This is a genomic window from Burkholderia cepacia GG4 (genome assembly GCF_000292915.1).
Classification (GTDB): Bacteria; Pseudomonadota; Gammaproteobacteria; order Burkholderiales; family Burkholderiaceae; genus Burkholderia; species Burkholderia cepacia_D.
On the sequence record NC_018513.1, the window covers coordinates 425,594 to 444,345 of the forward strand.

Below are 18,752 nucleotides of genomic sequence, written 5' to 3' on the forward strand. Positions count from 1 at the left end.
GCTACCGCATAGCCAACGCATCACAAGGAGAAGCGCATGTTTTCCCCAGGACACGCTGGAGCCAGTGCGTACGCGCGTGTCGGCGTCGAGACGGGGGTGATGGGCGCCTCCCCGCACCGGCTGATCGCGATGCTGTACCAGGGCGCGCGGCAGGCGATCGCGCTCGCGCGCATGCAATTGCAGCAGGGCAACGCGCCGGCGCGCGGTGAAGCGATCGGCAAGGCGATCGACATCGTCGAGAGCGGCCTGCAGGCTTCGCTGAACCGCGACGTGGGCGGCGAGATCGCCGGGCGCCTCGATGCGCTGTATGCGTATATCGGCCGGCGCCTGCTCCAGGCCAACGCGCAGGCGAGCGACGCGATGCTGGTCGAGGTCGACGGGTTGCTGGCGACGCTCGAGGAAGCGTGGACGGGCATCGCGCCGGAAGTCGCGCGGATCGCCGCGCAACAGGCGGCGGACGCGGCGCGATGAATCTCAAGGCCGAATACTTCGCTCGCTACGAGGCGCTCGCAGCCGTGTCGGGCCGGATGCTGTGCGCCGCGCGCAGTGCCGACTGGGCCGCGCTGCCGGAGTTGCAGGCCGAATTCCTGCGGCTCGTCGACGGGTTGAAGGAGGCCGATCCGGGCGTGGCGCTCGACGAATCGGACCTCGGCCGCAAGCTTGCCCTGATCCGCCGCATTCTCGCCGACGACGCCGCGATCCGCGATCTCGCGAGCCCGGAAGTCGCGCGGCTGTCCGCGCTGTTCGAGGCGCGGCGCTCGACCAAGGTATTGGCCGATCTCTACCGCGCGCGCGGGTAGTGCCCGTTTGCCGGGGGCGGTGGTGGCCGTGTGCCCGGATTCGCAACGAAGTGGCTGAGGTGAGCAGGCTCCGATCATGACCGGTATCGACTCCGTTGCGGCCGCCCTGCTGGCGAGCCGCCTCGACAGCCTGCTGACCGGCACCATGACGGCGCCCGCGGGCGGCGGCTCGACCGTACAGGTCGGCACGCCGGGCGCCGGCGCTTCGTCCCCGACTTCGGTGGGCAGCCCGCCGGCCGCGCCGCCGGCCTCCGCGCAGACCGCGCTGTCCGATGTCGCGCTCGTGCTCGACGCGATCTCGCGCTCGGGCGGCGTCGCGACGCCGGTGATCGCCGGGCGTGCGCCGCTGCTGGCCGATCCTGCCGTGCTGCTGAGCGCACCGGCCGCGCTGCCGGACGGGCCGCAGGCGGCTGAACCGGCGTCTTCCACACCTTCCTCCGCATCTTCGTCCGCCGGCTCGTCCGCCGGGGCGTCCGCTACGTCGTCCGCGGCTGCCGCGCGCGATGCGGCGAGCTTGCCGCCCGTCGCTGCGCTGCGCGCGGCGCTCGCGCAGGCTGTGAGCGAAAGCGGCCTGTTCTACGAGTCCCATCTCGCGCAGTGGCTGGCCGGCCAGCGCCCGCTCGCCGCGCTGATGCGCGAACCGCAGGCGCGCCTCGTGACCATGCCGGTGCCGGCCGCCCCGGATGCCGCGCAGCACGATGCGCCCGACGTGCTCGACGAACTGCTCGCGCAGCGGTTGCCGTTGCCGGCGGCGGCGCGAACCGCCGCGCCGCCGGGTACGCCCGCGCCGGGCGGCGCGCTTGCGCATGCGTTCGCGCAGAATGCTGCGATGGCCGTCCGGCAAGGCGCAACGTCGGGCGCGGCGGGCGTGGCCGATCCACTCGGCGCCCCCCCCGACACGCGCTCGACTGCCGCGCGCGCCGAACTGGCCGCCGCGTCGTCCGATCCGCACGCGCAGACCTCGCCTTCCGTCCATCCGGCCGCCGTGCCGATCGTCCGGCAACAGCTCGATGCGCTCGCGACCGACCAGTTCCGCTGGGCGGGCGAGGCATGGCCCGGCGCGCGGCTCGACTGGACGATCGAGCCCGACGACCCCGGCGGCCATGCGTCGCGCGGCGGCGACGACCCGGGTGACGGCATCGCGTGGCGCACGCGGCTGACGCTGACGCTGCCGTCGCTCGGCACGGTCGATGCGGAACTGGTGTTGAACGGCGCCCAGCTCGTCGCGCGGCTGCGCGCGAATTCGGCCGGCGCCGACCTTCTCGCACGGAACGAGGCCGCGCTGCGGCAGCGGTTCGAGGGATCGGGGCTGCGGCTCGGCGGACTGTCGATCCGCGCGGTCGACGACGCACAGGACGCCTTCGACCCGCTGGTTGCACAAGCGGCGGCCGCCGCGTACGCGCGTAGCGCGGCCGGCGGCACGCAGGGCGCCGACGACGAGGCGCCGCGATGAGCATGATGTCCCGCAAGCGCGCGGCCGCGCTCGTCTACGATCCGAAAGGCGGCGACGCCGCGCCGCGCGTCGTCGCGAAGGGGTACGGCCTGCTCGCCGAGATGATCGTCGCTCGCGCACGCGATGCGGGGCTCTATGTGCACACCGCGCCGGAGATGGTGTCGCTGCTGATGCAGGTCGACCTCGACGACCGGATTCCGCCGCAGCTCTACCAGGCCGTCGCTGACCTGCTCGCGTGGCTGTACGCGCTCGAGCGCACCGAGGCCGAACCCGTGCCGGGCGACGCCGCGCCGCGCTTTCCGCTGCCGCCGCTGCGTCGCTGAGCGCGCGGCACGCCACGGTTTCTTGCGAAATCCTGTCTCGGCCTTTCGTAGTTATTTCGCCGCCATCTTTTGTTTACTTGGTTCGATCAGTACGCAATCTGCGCACTTTGTCGTTCATCGTCGGATTTTCGTGCGCGCCCGCGACACGCGGAAGGATTGAGCCGCCCCGCTGTTTGTGTAATGATATCCATTCTCATTTTCATGCTGCCCGGGCGGCGCACGTTTCTTCGTGCGCCGCCCGTTGCTTTGAACGAATGGAAACTCTCGCGTGAACGCGCCCGAAACGATCGCCCCGCCGCAGGCGGGCATGCCCCCTGCGGGCGTCACCGTGCTGCATCCGGCCGCACGTCCCCTGACCGACGCTGAACTGGCGGCGCGCCGCCAGCGTTCGCGGCGCGCGACCTTCATCAAATGGCTGCGCAAGGTGCACGGCTGGGTCGGGCTATGGGGCGCGGTGCTCGGGCTGCTGTTCGGCGTGACGGGCGTGCTGCTCAACCATCGCGCGCCGCCGCTGAAGATCCCGACGGGCGAGCCGCAGGTCGAACAGATGCAGATTGCGTTGCCGGACCCGGTGCCGAAGTCGCCGGCCGCGATGACGAAGTGGCTGCAGCACGAGCTGCACTTCGACGGCCGGCCGGGCCGCGTGCGCAAGGAGCCCGCGCAGCCGGTGGCCTGGGGTGACAAGCGCGTGATGCAGCCCGAGCACTGGCAGATGGGCCTGTTCGGGCCGCACCAGAACCTGCAGGCCGAATACTGGGTTGGCAACGGCTACGTGTCGGTGAAGCGCACCGGCAACACGTTCCTGACGACACTGAACAACCTGCATCGCGGTGTCGGCATGAGTCTCGGCTGGGTGCTGCTGATGGACACGATCGCGGGCTCGCTGATCCTGTTGTCGCTGACCGGCGTGCTGCTGTGGACGGAGCTGAACAAGCGCCGCACGGTCGGCGTCGTGCTGGTGGCCGGCTCGGTCGCCGCGGCGTTCGCCGCGGGCCTCGCCTGACGCAAGCGTCGGATCGCGCCGGCCTGCGGCTGGCGCGTGATGCGGATCCGGCCGTGCGGCCATGCGCCGGCGCCGGTCGACCTCAGAAGCCGCAGGTCGCGCCGTTGTTGGCCGCGATCTCGCGGGCGGCCTTCGCGCCTTCGACCTGCAGGATCGTCGGCAGCGACACGTTGTTCTTCGCGGCCGTGACCTCGGCGAGGATCGAGATCGCGATTTCCGGCGGCGTCCGGCTGCCGATGTAAATGCCGGCAGGCCCGTGCAGCCGCGCGAGTTCCGCGTCGTTCAGGTCGAATTCGAGCAGCCGCTCGCGCCGTGCCGCGTTGTTGCGCCGGGAGCCGAGCGCGCCCACGTAGAACGCGGGCGTCTTCAGCGCCTCCATCAGCGCGAGATCGTCGAGCTTCGGGTCGTGCGTGAGCGCGATCACGGCAGAACGCGCGTCGAGCTTCATGTCGAGCACGGTGTCGTCGGGCATCGTGTGCACGACGCGCGTGCCCGGCACGTCCCACGCATCCGTGTATTCCTCGCGCGGATCGCAGACCGTCACCTGGTAGTCGAGCCCGACCGCGATCTGGCACAGATAGCGCGACAACTGTCCCGCGCCGATCACGAGCATCCGGTAGCGCGGCCCGTGGATCGTGACGAGCCGTTCGCCGTCGAACGCGAGCCCGTCGGTTGCCTGCGCGGGCGACAGCGATGCGCGGCCGGTCGCGAGCGTCATCGTGCGCGTGACGAGCCGGCCGGCTTCCACTTCCGCGCACAGTGCGGCGATCCCGCTGTCGCGCGTGAGCGGTTCCAGCACGAGCTGGATCGTGCCGCCGCAAGGCAGGCCGAAGCGGTGCGCTTCCTCGGCCGTCACGCCGTACTTGACGGCTTCCGGGCGCGCGTCGGCCGCGATGCCGCTCGCATGCACGCGAGCGATCAGGTCATCCTCGATACACCCGCCGGACACGGAGCCGACCACGAGCCCGTCCTCGCGCACCGCGAGCATCGCGCCCTCGGGGCGCGGCGACGAGCCCCACGTCTTCACGACCGTCACGAGCAGCACGCGACGCCCTTCGTCGAGCCAGCGCGCGCTCGACTTCAACACGTCGAGATCCACACTTTCCATCGTCGTTACCTCATTGATTGGGCGCATTATGAACCGCCTGCCGCCGCCTTGCTTGCCGCGTGCCGGCGCGTGGCCGAGCGGTGGCGGGAATCGGGAGGGCCGGTGCGGACGGCTGGTGTGAAGGGCCGGCGCGGAGGGCTTGTTCGGACTGCCTGCCGCGCCCGCAAAAAAGCAAACGGCGCACCCGCGAGGCGAGTGCGCCGTTTCAGCGGGGCGACGCATGGCGCGTCGCCGTCGTGTTTCAGTCCGCGTGGCCGCGGGCGAGCTTCGAGTGGTGCCGCGAATACAGGAAGTAGACCACGAGGCCGATCACGAGCCAGATGCCGAACGCGGCCCACGTGACGGGCTGCAGGTTCAGCATCAGGAACAGGCACGAGCCGACCGCGAGGATCGGCACCACCGGCACGCCGGGGCAACGGAACGCGCGCGGCAGGTCCGGGTGCGTGCGGCGCAGCACCAGCACCGCGATCGACACCATCGAGAACGCGGCGAGCGTGCCGATGTTGATCAGCTCGGCGAGCACGTTGAGCGGCACGAGCGCGGCGATTAGCCCGAAGAACAGGCCGACGAGCCAGGTCGTCAGGAACGGCGTCGCGTAGCGCGGATGCACGCGCGACAGCGTCGCCGGCAGCAGCCCGTCGCGCGACATCGCGAAGATGATCCGCGTCTGGCCGTAGCTCATCACGAGGATCACGGTCAGCATGCCGAGCACCGCGCCGAGGTCGATGAAGCCCGCGACCCACTTCTCGCCGGCGATCTGCAGCGCATACGAGATCGGGTGTGACACGTTCGCGTACTGGGCCGACGGCACGATACCGGTCGCGATCGCCGCCACCGTCACGTACAGCACTGCGCACACCGCGAGCGACGCGATGATGCCGATCGGCAGGTCGCGCTTCGGATTCTTCACTTCCTCGGCCGCCGACGACACCGCGTCGAAGCCGATGAACGCGAAGAACATCACGGCCGCCGCGCCGAACACGCCGTTCCAGCCGTGCGGCATGAACGGCTTCCAGTTCGCGGGCGTCACGTGGAACAGGCCGACGGCGATCACGAGCAGCACCACCGTCACCTTGATGAACACCATGATGTTGTTGATGCGGGTCGACTCGCGGATGCCGATCGACAGCAGCGTTGTGATCACCAGCATCACGAGGAACGCAGGCAGGTTGAACCACGTGGCGACGCCCGGAATCGCGCCAGGCGCGGCCGTCAGCACGGTCGGCAGCGTGAGCCCGAAGCCCTGCAGCAGCGACTGCAGGTAGCCCGACCAGCCGACCGACACGGCCGATGAGGCGAGGCCGTATTCGAGCATCAGGTCCCAGCCGATGATCCACGCGACGAGCTCGCCGAGTGTCGCGTACGAATACGTGTAGATCGAGCCCGCGACGGGAATCGTCGACGCAAATTCGGCGTACGACAGCGCGGCGAGGCCGCACGCGATCGCGGCGATCACGAATGACAGCATCAGCGCCGGGCCGGCCTGCACGGCGCCCGTGCCGGTCAGCACGAAGATACCGGTGCCGATGATCGCGCCGATGCCGAGGAAGGTGAGGTCGATCGCGCCGAGCGCTTTCTTGAGCCCGGCGCCATGCGCGCCGGCGATCATGCGATCGACGTTTTTCTTGCGGAAGAGTGACATTGCGATGAATCGCCAGCGCGCGCGAGCGCGGGGACGCTGACCGAGTGAAAACCCGTAATTTTAGCCGATTTGGCGTGGAAACCTCGCTGCGGCGCAGCGCTGCACTGCGGAATCGTCCGATAAAACAAGCGCTTGCGTGCCATGCGCGACGCCCGGCGGGTGCCGCGCCGCGCACCGGGCCGGTGAATCGGGCGACCCCGGTGCTTCAGGCGCCCGACGCGGGCGCCATGTCGACGAGCCGGTTGCTCATCACGTAGAACGTGAGTTCCGCGTTGTTCGACAGCCGCATCTTCTCGAGCAGCCGCGAGCGGTACACGCTGACCGTCTTCACCGACAGCGACAGCGTGTTCGCGATGTCGGTGAGGCGCTTGCCCGACGCCAGCATGCAGAGCGTCTGGTATTCGCGGTCGGACAGCTTCTCGTGCGGCAATGGCTCGTTCTCGAACGACACGTATTCGGCGAGCGCCTCGGCCATCGCCGGGCTCACGTACTTGCGGCCGGCCGCGACTTGCTGGATCGCGCCGATCATCTGCGCGGCATTCACCGTCTTCGACAGGTAGCCGGCCGCGCCGGCCTTCAGCGCGCGCACCGCGTACTGGTCCTCGCGGTACATCGAGAACATCAGCACCGGCGTGCCCGGCAGCTTGCGCTTGATGCGCTTGAGCACCTCGATGCCGTTCGCATCCGGCAGCGAGATGTCGAGCAGGATCACGTCGAAGCTCTGGCGGTCGACGGCGGCCACCGCATCGCCGCCGGTCTCGGCTTCGGTCACTTCGCGCGCGATGCCGCGGTCGATCAGCAGGTGGCGGATCCCTTGCCGGACGATTGCGTGATCGTCCACGAGCAGGATGTTCAGGCTCATCAGGACCTCACGAACACGACGCACGGCGCGTCGCGGCGCGTACGGCGAACAGCGAGTCCCACGCGAAGCGCGCGGTGACGCGCGTGCCGCGGCGCGATTCCGGCGCGCTGGTGTCGAAGCTGCCGCCGAACGCTTCGCAGCGGGCGCGCATGCCGGCGAGGCCGTAGCCGCTGCGCCGGCTGCGCGCGAAACCGGTCCCATCGTCGGTGACGATCAGCGACAGATGCGTGCCGTCCGTGTCGATCTGCACGTCGACGGACGCGGCGCGCGCGTGCTTCGCGACGTTCGCCAGCGCTTCCTGCGCGACGCGGAAGATCGCGAGCGCGCTGGCGCCACCGAGTTGCGTGAGTCGTGCGTCGGCCGCGCACACGAAGCTCGTGCGCAGGCCGGTGCGCGCCGCGTGGCTGTCGGTCCATGCCGACAACGCGCCGACCAGCCCTCCGTCGAGCGCCGGCGTGTCGCGTTCGTCGATCAGCCGGCGATTTGCGTCGGTCGCGGCCTCGAGCGCCTGCTGGGCGAGCTCGAGCGCGCGCAGGCAGCCGTCCGGCGCATCGGCCGGCAGCCACGTTTGAACGTTTGCGAGCGCGAAACGTGCGGCGGTGAGTTCGGCGCCGAGCCCGTCATGCAACTCGCCGGCCAGATGGCGGCGGGCCGCTTCGTCGGCGGCCAGCAGTTGCTCCGACAGCGCCGCGATCCGGGCTGCGGACGCTTCGCGTGTGGGCAGGGCTTCGGCCATGGCCGGCGTAGCGGCGCAGCTGTGCACCAGCTGCCGCGACGGGAACGGGGCGTGAGCGCCCGCTGGCGCGTTGAGCGACGTATCCATGACTCTCCCTGCTGTCAGAAAGCGGTTCAGACACCGGCTGGCTGGGTGAATTGGCTGCCGTTTCGATGACGGCCGCCGCCAGAGAATCGCCGCATCCAGAGGTAACAAAAGTTACATTTTGTAACGTTTGCATCCGACCCTTCAATGACCGTCCGAACGGCAACCACGCGGGCCGAATCATATCTCAAAAATTCTGAAAAGGTCATGTCGGGCGGACATTTAAGGGTAAATGTGAATAATCGGAATGAAGCTGTTGTAGGAAAAACACTGACATGAAAGTATGCGAACAGCCCGTATCCAAATGTAACTATTTGAGATGGGATGGTCCCAGTTTGTAACGAATTCGCCAAGTAGGGACGAAAAAAAACCGGAGCTTTTGCTCCGGTTCTTGATGCGGCACAAATTCGGGGATCGATCAGTCCACGAATGCGCGCTCGATCACGTAGTGACCCGGTGCGCTGTTCTTGCCTTCGACGAGTCCGGCCTGCTTCAGCAGGTCGGTCGTGTCCTTCAGCATCGCGGTGCTGCCGCACAGCATCACGCGGTCGTTTTCCGGCGAGAACGGCGGCACGTCGAGATCCGTGAACAGCTTGCCCGTCGCGATCAGGTCGGTGATGCGGCCCTCGTTGTCGAACGCTTCGCGCGTGACCGTCGGGTAGTAGACGAGCTTTTCCTTGATGATGTCGCCAAGGTACTCGTGGCCCGGCAGGTCGTGCTTGATGTAGTCCATGTACGCCAGCTCGCCCTTCAGGCGGCAGGTGTGCGTCAGGATGACCTTGTCGAAGCGTTCGTAGATGTCCGGGTCGCGGATGATCGACATGAACGGGGCGAGGCCCGTGCCGGTCGACAGCATCCACAGCGTCTTGCCGGGCAGCAGGTTGTCGGCGACGAGCGTGCCGGTCGGCTTCTTGCCGATCAGCACCGGGTCGCCCACCTTCAGGTGCTGCAGGCGCGACGTCAGCGGGCCGTTCTGGACCTTGATGCTGAAGAATTCGAGGTGCTCTTCGTAGTTCGGGCTGACGATCGAGTAGGCGCGCGCAAGCGGCTTGCCGTCGACCTCGAGGCCGACCATCGTGAATTCGCCGTTGTTGAAGCGCAGGCTCGGCTCACGAGTGCAGGTGAAGCTGAAAAGCGTGTCGGTCCAGTGGTGGACGGATTGGACGGTGGCGGTGTCGTATTTGCTCATGGCTTTGAAAACGGACGCGCGTAGCGAACGCGTGTAACGGGCCCAAAAACGGGCAAAAAACCGAGTGCGTCGGCCCGATCGAGGATCGGCCGGCCGGCGCGTCGGACACGCGCCTTCTCGATGACAGACGATTGAGGAACTGGTTATTTTACCCTGCTTGGGGCAGATGCGGGCTTGACCCGCGCGGCTGCGCGGATTTGGCGCAACGAATTATTTCAACCGGCTTTCAGCGATCGGCTGCGAGCTTTGCGCCGAGGCCGACGAGCGCGGCCCCGCACAGCGCGTCGAGCGGGCGCCGCACGCGCCGGTAGCCGCGCTGCGCGCGCGGGCTCGCGAACAGATAGGCGACGCTCGAATACCAGCCGGCCGACAGCACACCGATCGTCACCAGCACCGCGCCGTTGAACCACAGCGGCACGTGCGCGGGCAGCATCGCCGCGAACACGCTGGTCCAGAACGCGCACGATTTCGGGTTGGTCAGGCACGTGAGCAGGCCGCTGCGATAGGCGCGCAGGTAGTCGCGCGGGTGCGGTGCGGCAGGCGGCACGCGCGCGTCCGGCGCGTCGGCCGGCGCCGGATCGCGGCGCACGCCCGAGCGCAGCAGCTTGACGCCGAAATACACGAGATAGACGGCGCCGCCGATCCGGATCGTCTCGTACAGCCATTCGACCTGGTGCAACACGGCCGCGAGGCCGAGCATCGCGAGCGTTGCCCACGCGACCGATGCGGTGCCGACGCCGAGCGCCGACGCGGCGCCGAGACTGCGCCGCCCCGCGAGCGACAGTTGCGAAATCATGAAGAAATTCGGGCCGGGCGTGATCGCCGCGACGAGGTAGACCACGGCGATTTGCAGCAGGATCGGGAGGTAGGACATGGCGGCGCGGCGGCGGGGCGGGCAAAGCGCTACTGTAGCGTGCACCGCGCGGCCGCGCTTGCGGCGTTACCGGATCACTGTGGATCGAGGCGCAATCGCGCAATATACGGCAGGTGGTCCGACAGCCAGGCGGTTTCGCCGGATGGCGCCTGCCATTCGAGCGGCGTCAGCCCGCGCACGAACATCTTGTCGAGCGCGAGCGCCGGCGAGAACGCGGGGAACGTGCGGCCCGACTGGCCGAGCAGCGTCGCGACCTCCGACAGCCCGATCTCGCCGAACAGCGCGACCGAATCGTTGCGCCAGTCATTGAAGTCGCCGGCGAGCACGAGTGGGTCGTCGCCCGCGTTGCGCACGATCCAGTGCGCGATCCAGTGCATCTGGCGCAGTCGCGCCGCGCGCGTGAGCGCGAGGTGCGCGCACAGCAGCGTGACGGGGCGCGCGCCGGCGAGCGTCGCGCGCGCGACCAGCAGCCCGCGCCGCTCGAAGCGGTGCGCGGAGATGTCCCAGCGGCCGCCGAGGTCGAGCGGGTGCGGCGACAGGATCGCGTTGCCGTGCCGCCATGACGGCTTGAACACGTTCGGCCCGAGCGCGATCTGCCAGTCGAGCGCCTGCGCGATCTCGGTGGCCTGGCAATGCCACACGTCGTCGACCGCGTCGTCCATCGGTGCGCCGAAGCCGGGTGCGAGCAGCGGGCGCGGCATGCGGCGCGCCATCGCTTCCTGCAGAAAATACACGTCGGCGTGCGTCGACTGCATCCAGTTGCGCATCGCGTTCCATGCGGTGAAGCCGAGCGGCGAGCGGCCTTTGTGCAGGTTCCAGCTGACCGCGGTGATTTCGTCGGGCGCGGCGTGCGGCTCGGCGAACGGCAAGGACAGGGCGTCGGCGGACATGGCGTTCAGTCCTTCGCGACGTGCGCACGCACACGGTAGACAAGATGCGGATGCTGCTCGACGAGCGTCCAGTCGGTCCACGCATCGCCGCCGACCGACAGCCCGGGGTGGCTCGCGACGATCTGCCGCGGCGACGCGGGCAAGCACGGATCGCTGCGCGTCGCGTTTTCGTCGTCGAGGGTTTCCTGCACGTCGAGCGCGAGCGATACCGTGTTCGCGGTGGCGTCGACGGTGAGCGGCGCGACCGTCACCGAACGCGAGCGCTCGGTCGGCACGACGCGCGCGGCATTGCCGCAGCCGACGGGCACGGCGGACGGATAGCGATGGGTATCGGTGCGGGTCTGACCCACGGTGGTGCGCTGCTGGAACGTGTCGATCGTCTGACCGTCGCGTAGCACCTGGATCTCCCACGCGACGCTGGCCGGTGCGGGGCTTTGTGCGTGGGCGGCGAGCGCGACGCTCGCGAGCAGGACGGCCAGGCCGTGTTTCAGCATGAAACTTCTCCGGAAACGCGGGGTAGCGGGTAACGGACGCACATCTTACGCCCGATCGATTTGGACGATGGTGTGACAGGACGGGGCGCCGCAGGTTCGCCGCACGATGCGGTCCTGATCGAAAGGTAGGTGCGCGTCACACGTTTTCAAGCGAAAAAGCGCGCGAACTCGGCGACGCTCGCGCGCTCGGTGACGAGGCCGTTCTCGATCGCGTCCGGATCCGCATGGCCGAGCGACATCCCGCAGACGAGCTGTTGGTTGGACGGTATGCCGAGGTGCTCGGCAACGACCCGGTGAAACGGCACGAACGCGGCCTGCGGGCAGGTATCGAGGCCGCGTGCGCGCGCGGCCGTCATCACGCCCTGCACGAACATGCCGCAGTCGAGCCACGCACCGTGCGTCATCACGCGGTCGAGCGTGAAGAACAAGGCGACCGGCGCATCGAAGAAGCGGAAATTGCGCGCGTGCTGCGCGTGCATGCGCGCCTTCTCGTCGCGGCCGATGTTCAACAGCCCGTACAGGTCCCAGCCGACCTTGCGGCGCCGGTCGATATACGGCGACACCCATTCGCGCGGATAGTAGTCGTACTCGGCGACGTATTTTTCGTCGCGCGCCGGATCGTCGTAGGCGGCCGTCAGCGCCGCGGCGAGTGCGTCGCGGGTCGCGCCGGTCGCGACGTACACGTGCCACGGCTGGATGTTGGTGCCGGACGGCGCGCGGCTCGCGGCTTCGAGGATCGCCTCGAGCGTGTCGCGCGGCACGGGTGTCGGCAGGAACGCGCGAATCGCGCGACGCGACTTGAGCGCGGTGTCGACGGCGTCGACCGTGGGGAGCGCGTCGGTGTCGACGCGCGGGGAAGCGGCGGGGGCGGGCATCGGCATACCTTCGGAACGAAGCGCGACGCGCCGCGCGGGCGCCGTCGGCGAGGCCGGCGCGGCGGCCGGTGAACTGTCGATGATACGCCGCGCCGCGCGACGCTGCAGCGCACGCGCGCTGTTAGCAGCAGACTCGCTCGGCTGCTTGCTTGCACGCGGTTGCGGGATCGCTACACTGAAATCGTAAGGGTCTGATGGTGGTGTGACGGTAGCGGCAGCGAGGTTGGTATGACGACGGCGATGGTGAAACAGGAACTGGCGGTGGCGTCCTTCAGCATGGTGTACGACCTCGAGCAGGTCGAGGCGGCGCTGAACGACCTGAACGAGGGCGCGAGCGACGCACTGCGCGCCACCTACGAGCGAATGCTCAAGACCGGCAATCTGCGCTTTTGCGTAAAGCCGAACCGGATGCCGTCGTTCGACGAGCTCGGCGACGCGCTGCCCAATTTCACCGAGCCGCTCGGCGACGTGCGCAAGCAGGTCGCGCTGTGCCTCGAGACGGACGATCGGCTCGAACTGATGCCGATCCTGCTGCTCGGGCCGCCCGGCATCGGCAAGACGCATTTCGCGAAGGCGCTCGCGCAGCTGCTCGGCACCGCGTATCACTACGTGCCGATGAGTTCGCTGACGGCCGGCTGGATCCTGTCGGGCGCGTCGTCGCAATGGAAGAACGCGAAGCCGGGCAAGGTGTTCGAAGCGCTCGTCAACGGCAGCTATGCGAACCCGGTGATCGCGGTCGACGAGATCGACAAGGCCGGCAGCGATGCGCAATACGATCCGCTCGGCGCGCTGTATGCGTTGCTCGAGCACGACACTGCGCGCGCGTTCGTCGACGAATTCGCCGAAGTGCCGATCGATGCGGGCAACGTGATCTGGGTCGCGACTGCGAACGACGCGCAGGCGATTCCGGAGCCGCTGCTGAACCGGATGAACGTGTACGAGATCGCGCCGCCCGATGCGGCCGGCGCGCGTCGGATCGCGCAGACCATTTACGACGAGATCCGCACGTCGCACGCGTGGGGGCGGCGCTTCCCCGACGCGCTCGACGACGACGCGCTCGACGTGCTGGCCGCGACGCCGCCGCGCACGATGCGTCGCGCGCTGCTGCATGCATTCGGCGCCGCGCGGCTCGATAGCCGCGACGTGATCGCGCCCGGCGACATCCGCGCCGACGAGGGCGCGGCGAAGCGCCGGCCGATCGGCTTCTGAGCCGGCAGCGCGCGCGTCGCGACGAGTATCGCGAGGCGCGCGCACGCGCGGATGCAGATGCATTCGGCAAGCGGGCGAACCGGGACGTACAATTCCTTTTCCTCCCCTCGACGCGTGAGCGACGCGAAACGCTATGGAGCAGATGGATTGTGTGGTGATAGGCGCCGGCGTCGTCGGTCTGGCGATTGCGCGGGAACTGGCTGCGCGCGGGCGCGAGACGATCGTGCTCGAGGCGGCCGATGCGATCGGCACGGGCACGAGTTCGCGCAACAGTGAGGTGATCCACGCGGGGCTCTACTACCCGCGCGGCTCGCTGAAGGCGATGTCGTGCGTGCACGGCCGCGACCTGCTGTACCAATTCTGCGATACGCATCACGTGCCGCACCGGCGTGTGGGCAAGCTGCTGGTCGCGACGAGCGCCGCGCAGGTGAAGCAACTGAAGGCGATCGCCACGCGCGCGGCGGAAAACGGTGTGTTCGACCTGATGCCGCTCACGCGTACCGAGGCGCAGACGCTCGAGCCCGCGCTCGAATGCGTGGAGGCGTTGTTCTCGCCGGCCACCGGCATCGTCGACAGCCACCAGCTGATGCTTGCGCTGCTCGGCGACGCGGAGCGCAACGGCGCCGTGTGCGCGCTGAAATCGCCGGTCGAGTCGATCGAGGTGTTGCGCGGCGGCTGCTTCGTCGTGCGCACCGGCGGCGACGCGCCGACCGAAATCGAGGCGGCGTGCGTGATCAACAGCGCGGGCCTCGGCGCGCAGGCGCTCGCGCGCCGTATCCGCGGCCTCGACCCGCGCTGGGTGCCGCCGCTGTATCTCGCGCGCGGCAACTACTTCAGCCTGTCCGGGCGCGCGCCGTTCTCGCACCTCGTGTACCCGATGCCCGACCGGGCGGGGCTCGGCGTGCACCTGACGCTCGACATGGCCGGGCAGGCACGCTTCGGCCCGGACGTTGAATGGGTCGATGCGCTGCGCTACGAAGTCGATCCGGCGCGCGCGCAGGCGTTCTACGCATCGATCCGCGCGTACTGGCCGGAATTGCCCGACGACGCGCTGCAGCCGGCTTACGCGGGAATCCGCCCGAAGCTCGCGGGGCCCGGCGAGCCGCCGGCCGACTTCATCGTGCAGGGCGCCGCGCAGCACGGCGTGCGCGGGCTCGTGAACCTGTTCGGCATCGAGTCGCCAGGGCTGACCGCGTCGCTCGCGCTCGCGCAGCGCGTGGGCGACATGACGTCGCATGCATGACGGATCCGGCCCGCACCCGCGCGGGCCGGATGCGTGAAATCCCCGTGTGAAATCCCTTATCTCCGGCATTTCGGCGCGCACATTTATTCGCTTGGCGGTTATTCTGTTGAACGGCTGTCGCCAGAACAGCTTTCAAACCGATAACGTTGGAGCGAGTCCCCCATGAAAACATCCCGTCGGAGTTTCCTGATTTCGAGCGTTGGCGTCGTGTCCGCGCTGGCGCTGTCGCGCGAAGCACTGGCCGATGCGCCGATGCTGTCGGAAACGGATCCGACCGCAGTGGCGCTCGGCTACAAGGCCGATGCCACGAAGGTCGACAAGACGAAGTATCCGAAATACGCAGCGGGCCAGGATTGCGCGGCCTGCATGCTGTACCAGGGCAAGAAGGGCTCGGCTTCCGGCCCGTGCGGCGCATTCCCCGGCAAGCAGGTGTCAGCGAAGGGCTGGTGCAGCGCATTCTCGAAGATGGGTTGATGTCCGCGGCGGCATCGTGCGATGCCGCAATGTGGCGAAAACCGCAAAACGCCCGCCGTCGGAAGATGGCGGGCGTTTTTTATGCTTGAAAACGGTTCCGTCGCTTTCTACACTCGCTGCAAACCAGCGCGCTGCGGCCACCCCGCGCGCCGCGCCGCCCGACACGGCGAATCCACGAGGAAGAGGCACGCATGGCGACGATTGCGAATTCAACCAAAACGATCCGGCCCGAGCGTGCGCTGAACCGGCGCGCAGTCGCGGCGGCCGTGATCGGCAACGCGCTCGAGTGGTACGACTTCACGGTGTTCGGCTTCATGACGGTCGTGATCGCTGAACTGTTCTTCCCGACTTCCAGCGAGTACTCGTCGCTGCTGCTGACCACCGCGACGTTCGGCGTCGCCTTCTTCATGCGCCCGATCGGCGGCATCGTGTTCGGGCTGTACGCGGATCGCGCAGGCCGCAAGGCTGCGCTGTCGCTCGTGATCCTGCTGATGACGGCCGGCATCTTCCTGCTCGCGATCGCGCCGCCGTATGCTGCGATCGGCATCGGCGGCCCGCTCCTGATCGTGTTCGGCCGCCTGCTGCAGGGCTTCTCGGCGGGGGGCGAATTCGGCAGCGCGACCGCGCTGCTGATCGAGGCCGCGCCGTTCTCGAAACGCGGCTTCTATGGCAGCTGGCAGATGGCGAGCCAGGCGGCCGCGCTACTGATCGGCGCGCTCGTCGGCGCGGCCATCACGCGCGGGCTGTCGCACGACGCGCTGCGCAGCTGGGGCTGGCGCGTGCCGTTCATCCTCGGGCTGGTGATCGGCCCGATCGGCTTCTATATCCGCCGTCATCTCGCCGATTCCGAAGCGTTCCTGCATGCGCAGCAAAGCGCGCGCCGCGCGACGCTCGGCGAGGTGTTCACGCGCCACCCGCGCGAGGTGCTGTGCGGGCTCGGCTCGGTGATCGCGCTGACGGTGACGATCTACGTGCTGATCAGCTATCTGCCGACTTTCGCGGTGAAGCAGCTGAAGCTGCCCTATGCGGAATCGTTCTACGCGGTGATCGTCGGCAACCTGCTGCTGATGGTGCTGTCACCGGTCGCGGGCGCATGGTCGGACCGCATCGGCCGCAAGGGGCTGTCGCTGTGGTCGCTCGTGCTGACGCTCGTGCTGATGTATCCGCTGTTCGCATGGCTCGACGCGGCGCCGAGCATCGGCCGGCTGATCGCGGTGCAGGCCGTGCTGTCGGTGACGCTCGCGGGCTACTACGGGCCGTTCGGCGCGATGATCGCCGAGCTGTTCCCGGCCAACGTGCGCTCGACCGGGCTGTCGATCGCATACAACGTCGCGGTGATGCTGTTCGGCGGCTTCGGGCAGTTCATCGTCACCTGGCTGATCAAGGTGACGGGCTCGCCGCTCGCGCCGACCTATTACGTGATGGCGGGGCTCGTGCTGTCGATCGTCGCGGTCGCGTTCGTGCCGGCGCGCAGCGCGGATCTCGACGCGCCGGCCTGACGGCGCGCGGCCGTCCATCGATCCTTTCAATCAACGTGACGATGGCCGGCAGGTCCCGGAAAAGCACGTGACGCACGTTCGCGTTCGCGTACGAAATGTTTAGTTGCCGAAGGAAACATGCGCGGGATGATCGAAATGGCCGCTTGCGCGCGCAGAGGCACTTTTCGCGTGCGCAAGACATCCGCAAAAACCCGTGTGGGCGCGTGTAGAAGAGTTTTTTCTCCAGCTTGTTGCAAAATCGCTAGCTCAAGTAATATCCGCGTACCCGGCCCCCCTGGGGGACCGGTTCCGATCTGGAGACCTGGAGGAAACATGGAATACAACCGTCTGTTGCACACCCTGCGTGTTACCGCCATTGCAGGCGTGGCAGCGGCATCGCTCGGCGTCGCGGGTTCTGCATTCGCACAGATCCCGAACAAAACGCTCGTCTACTGCTCAGAAGGCAGCCCGGCGGGTTTTGATTCCGCGCAATTCACGACCGGCGTCGATTTCACCGCCGCCACGTTCACCGTCTACAACCGTCTCGTCGAATTCGAGCGCGGCGGCACCAAGGTCGAGCCGGGCCTCGCCGAGAAGTGGGACGTCTCGTCCGACGGCAAGGTGTACACGTTCCACCTGCGCCACGGCGTGAAGTTCCACGCGACCGACTTCTTCAAGCCGACGCGCGAGTTCAATGCGGACGACGTCGTGTTCTCGTTCGAGCGCATGCTCGATCCGAACCAGCCGTTCCGCAAGGCGTATCCGGTGTCGTTCCCGTACTTCACCGACATGGGCCTCGACAAGCTGATCACGAAGGTCGAGAAGGTCGATCCGTACACCGTGAAGTTCACGCTGTCCGAGCCGAACGCGCCGTTCATCCAGAACATGGCGATGGAATTCGCGTCGATCCTGTCGGCCGAATACGGCGATCAGTTGATGAAGGCCGGCAAGGCCGCCGACATCAACCAGAAGCCGGTCGGCACGGGCCCGTTCATCTTCCGCAGCTACACGAAGGACGCGACGATCCGTTTCGACGGCAATCCTGATTACTGGAAGAAGGGCGCGGTGAAGGTGTCGAAGCTGATCTTCTCGATCACGCCCGACCCGGGTGTGCGCGTGCAGAAGATCAAGCGCAACGAATGCCAGGTGATGAGCTATCCGCGTCCGGCCGACATCGCGACGCTGAAGGCCGACTCGGGCATCGACATGCCGTCGCAGCCGGGCTTCAACCTCGGCTACCTCGCGTACAACGTCGAGCACAAGCCGGTCGACAAGCTCGAAGTGCGTCAGGCGCTCGACATGGCGATCAACAAGAAGGCGATTCTCGAGTCCGTGTACCAGGGCGCAGGCCAGGCCGCCAGCGCGCCGATGCCGCCGACCCAATGGTCGTACGACAAGAACCTGAAGATGGCCCCGAACGACACCGAGAAGGCGAAGGCGCTGCTCGCGAAGGCCGGCTATCCGAACGGTTTCGACATCACGCTGTGGGCGATGCCGGTGCAGCGCGCGTACAACCCGAACGCCCGCCTGATGGCCGAGATGATTCAGGCCGACTGGGCGAAGATCGGCGTGAAGGCGAAGATCGTCACGTACGAGTGGGGTGAGTACATCAAGCGCGCGCACACGGGCGAGCAGGACACGATGCTGATCGGCTGGACGGGCGACAACGGCGACCCCGACAACTGGCTCGGCACGCTGCTCGGCTGCGAAGCGATCAAGGGCAACAACTTCTCGCACTGGTGCTACAAGCCGTTCGACGAGTTGATCCAGAAGGGTCGCACGACGACGGGCCAGGACGCGCGCACGAAGATCTACACGCAGGCCCAGCAGATCTTCGCGCAGCAACTGCCGTTCTCGCCGATCGCGAACTCGACGGTCTACCAGCCGGTACGCAAGAACGTGGTCGACATGCGCATCGAGCCGCTTGGCTACGCACGCTTCGACGGTGTCGGCGTGAAGTAATACGGCCCGTGTAAGCTGTCCAGGAAGATCGTGACCGGCTAACTCATCCGGCG

Annotated in this window: 19 protein-coding genes; 10 read left to right on the top strand and 9 right to left on the bottom strand. The window is 67.8% G+C overall.

Features of this window, described 5'->3' with window-relative positions; all coding sequences use genetic code 11:
* The first annotated feature begins 36 nt into the window (after positions 1-36).
* The 5 genes from fliS (at position 37) to GEM_RS01880 (ending at position 3,579) form a co-directional block, all read left to right on the top strand.
* The gene (gene fliS, locus GEM_RS01860; RefSeq protein WP_014895756.1) at positions 37-471 is read left to right on the top strand and encodes a flagellar export chaperone FliS; all 435 of its coding nucleotides are present in this window, start codon (positions 37-39) and stop codon (positions 469-471) included.
* The gene (locus GEM_RS01865; RefSeq protein WP_014895757.1) at positions 468-800 is read left to right on the top strand and encodes a flagellar protein FliT; all 333 of its coding nucleotides are present in this window, start codon (positions 468-470) and stop codon (positions 798-800) included. The genes fliS and GEM_RS01865 overlap by 4 nt, the downstream gene beginning before the upstream one ends.
* Before the next feature lie 76 nt (positions 801-876).
* Positions 877-2,253, top strand: coding sequence for a flagellar hook-length control protein FliK (locus tag GEM_RS01870; protein WP_014895758.1), 1,377 nt, complete (start codon positions 877-879; stop codon positions 2,251-2,253).
* Positions 2,250-2,576 carry an EscU/YscU/HrcU family type III secretion system export apparatus switch protein gene (locus GEM_RS01875; protein ID WP_014895759.1) on the top strand — a complete coding sequence of 109 codons (327 nt, stop codon included), beginning with the start codon at positions 2,250-2,252 and terminating at the stop codon, positions 2,574-2,576. Before GEM_RS01870 ends, GEM_RS01875 begins: the two co-directional genes overlap by 4 nt.
* Positions 2,577-2,844: 268 nt before the next feature.
* Entirely contained in the window at positions 2,845-3,579 is a 735-nt protein-coding gene (locus GEM_RS01880; RefSeq protein ID WP_014895760.1) for a PepSY-associated TM helix domain-containing protein, read from the top strand.
* A gap of 82 nt (positions 3,580-3,661) precedes the next feature.
* On the opposite strand, the gene GEM_RS01885 is transcribed toward GEM_RS01880, so the two are convergent.
* The 9 genes from GEM_RS01885 to GEM_RS01925 all read right to left on the bottom strand — a co-directional run bounded on the left by GEM_RS01885 (position 3,662) and on the right by GEM_RS01925 (position 12,333).
* Positions 3,662-4,687, bottom strand: coding sequence for an XdhC family protein (locus GEM_RS01885; RefSeq protein ID WP_014895761.1), 1,026 nt, complete (start codon positions 4,685-4,687; stop codon positions 3,662-3,664).
* Between the two features lie 241 nt (positions 4,688-4,928).
* The gene (locus tag GEM_RS01890) at positions 4,929-6,329 is read right to left on the bottom strand and encodes an amino acid permease (protein ID WP_014895762.1); all 1,401 of its coding nucleotides are present in this window, start codon (positions 6,327-6,329) and stop codon (positions 4,929-4,931) included.
* A 205-nt stretch (positions 6,330-6,534) separates the two neighbouring features.
* Entirely contained in the window at positions 6,535-7,191 is a 657-nt protein-coding gene (rqpR, locus tag GEM_RS01895) for a response regulator transcription factor RqpR (RefSeq protein WP_014895763.1), read from the bottom strand.
* Positions 7,192-7,198: 7 nt separating this feature from the next.
* A complete protein-coding gene (rqpS, locus tag GEM_RS01900) occupies positions 7,199-8,014 on the bottom strand; it encodes a quorum system sensor histidine kinase RqpS (protein WP_014895764.1) in 816 nt (271 codons plus the stop codon).
* A 415-nt stretch (positions 8,015-8,429) separates the two neighbouring features.
* The gene (locus tag GEM_RS01905; protein WP_014895765.1) at positions 8,430-9,200 is read right to left on the bottom strand and encodes a ferredoxin--NADP reductase; all 771 of its coding nucleotides are present in this window, start codon (positions 9,198-9,200) and stop codon (positions 8,430-8,432) included.
* 226 nt (positions 9,201-9,426) lie between these two features.
* Positions 9,427-10,074 carry a LysE family translocator gene (locus tag GEM_RS01910; RefSeq protein ID WP_014895766.1) on the bottom strand — a complete coding sequence of 216 codons (648 nt, stop codon included), beginning with the start codon at positions 10,072-10,074 and terminating at the stop codon, positions 9,427-9,429.
* 74 nt (positions 10,075-10,148) lie between these two features.
* A complete protein-coding gene (locus tag GEM_RS01915; protein WP_014895767.1) occupies positions 10,149-10,964 on the bottom strand; it encodes an endonuclease/exonuclease/phosphatase family protein in 816 nt (271 codons plus the stop codon).
* 5 nt (positions 10,965-10,969) lie between these two features.
* Entirely contained in the window at positions 10,970-11,458 is a 489-nt protein-coding gene (locus GEM_RS01920) for a hypothetical protein (protein WP_014895768.1), read from the bottom strand.
* A 146-nt stretch (positions 11,459-11,604) separates the two neighbouring features.
* The gene (locus tag GEM_RS01925; protein ID WP_014895769.1) at positions 11,605-12,333 is read right to left on the bottom strand and encodes a nitroreductase; all 729 of its coding nucleotides are present in this window, start codon (positions 12,331-12,333) and stop codon (positions 11,605-11,607) included.
* A gap of 228 nt (positions 12,334-12,561) precedes the next feature.
* On the opposite strand from GEM_RS01925, the gene GEM_RS01930 reads away from it, so the two are divergent.
* The 5 genes from GEM_RS01930 to GEM_RS01950 all read left to right on the top strand — a co-directional run bounded on the left by GEM_RS01930 (position 12,562) and on the right by GEM_RS01950 (position 18,699).
* Positions 12,562-13,542, top strand: coding sequence for an AAA family ATPase (locus tag GEM_RS01930; protein WP_014895770.1), 981 nt, complete (start codon positions 12,562-12,564; stop codon positions 13,540-13,542).
* Between the two features lie 133 nt (positions 13,543-13,675).
* Positions 13,676-14,785 carry an NAD(P)/FAD-dependent oxidoreductase gene (locus tag GEM_RS01935; protein WP_014895771.1) on the top strand — a complete coding sequence of 370 codons (1,110 nt, stop codon included), beginning with the start codon at positions 13,676-13,678 and terminating at the stop codon, positions 14,783-14,785.
* Positions 14,786-14,947: 162 nt separating this feature from the next.
* Entirely contained in the window at positions 14,948-15,259 is a 312-nt protein-coding gene (locus tag GEM_RS01940) for a high-potential iron-sulfur protein (protein WP_014895772.1), read from the top strand.
* Between the two features lie 191 nt (positions 15,260-15,450).
* Positions 15,451-16,758 (top strand): MFS transporter, encoded by a 1,308-nt coding sequence (locus tag GEM_RS01945; RefSeq protein WP_014895773.1) that lies wholly within the window; start codon positions 15,451-15,453, stop codon positions 16,756-16,758.
* A gap of 312 nt (positions 16,759-17,070) precedes the next feature.
* Positions 17,071-18,699 carry an ABC transporter substrate-binding protein gene (locus tag GEM_RS01950; RefSeq protein WP_014895774.1) on the top strand — a complete coding sequence of 543 codons (1,629 nt, stop codon included), beginning with the start codon at positions 17,071-17,073 and terminating at the stop codon, positions 18,697-18,699.
* Positions 18,700-18,752 lie beyond the last annotated feature (53 nt).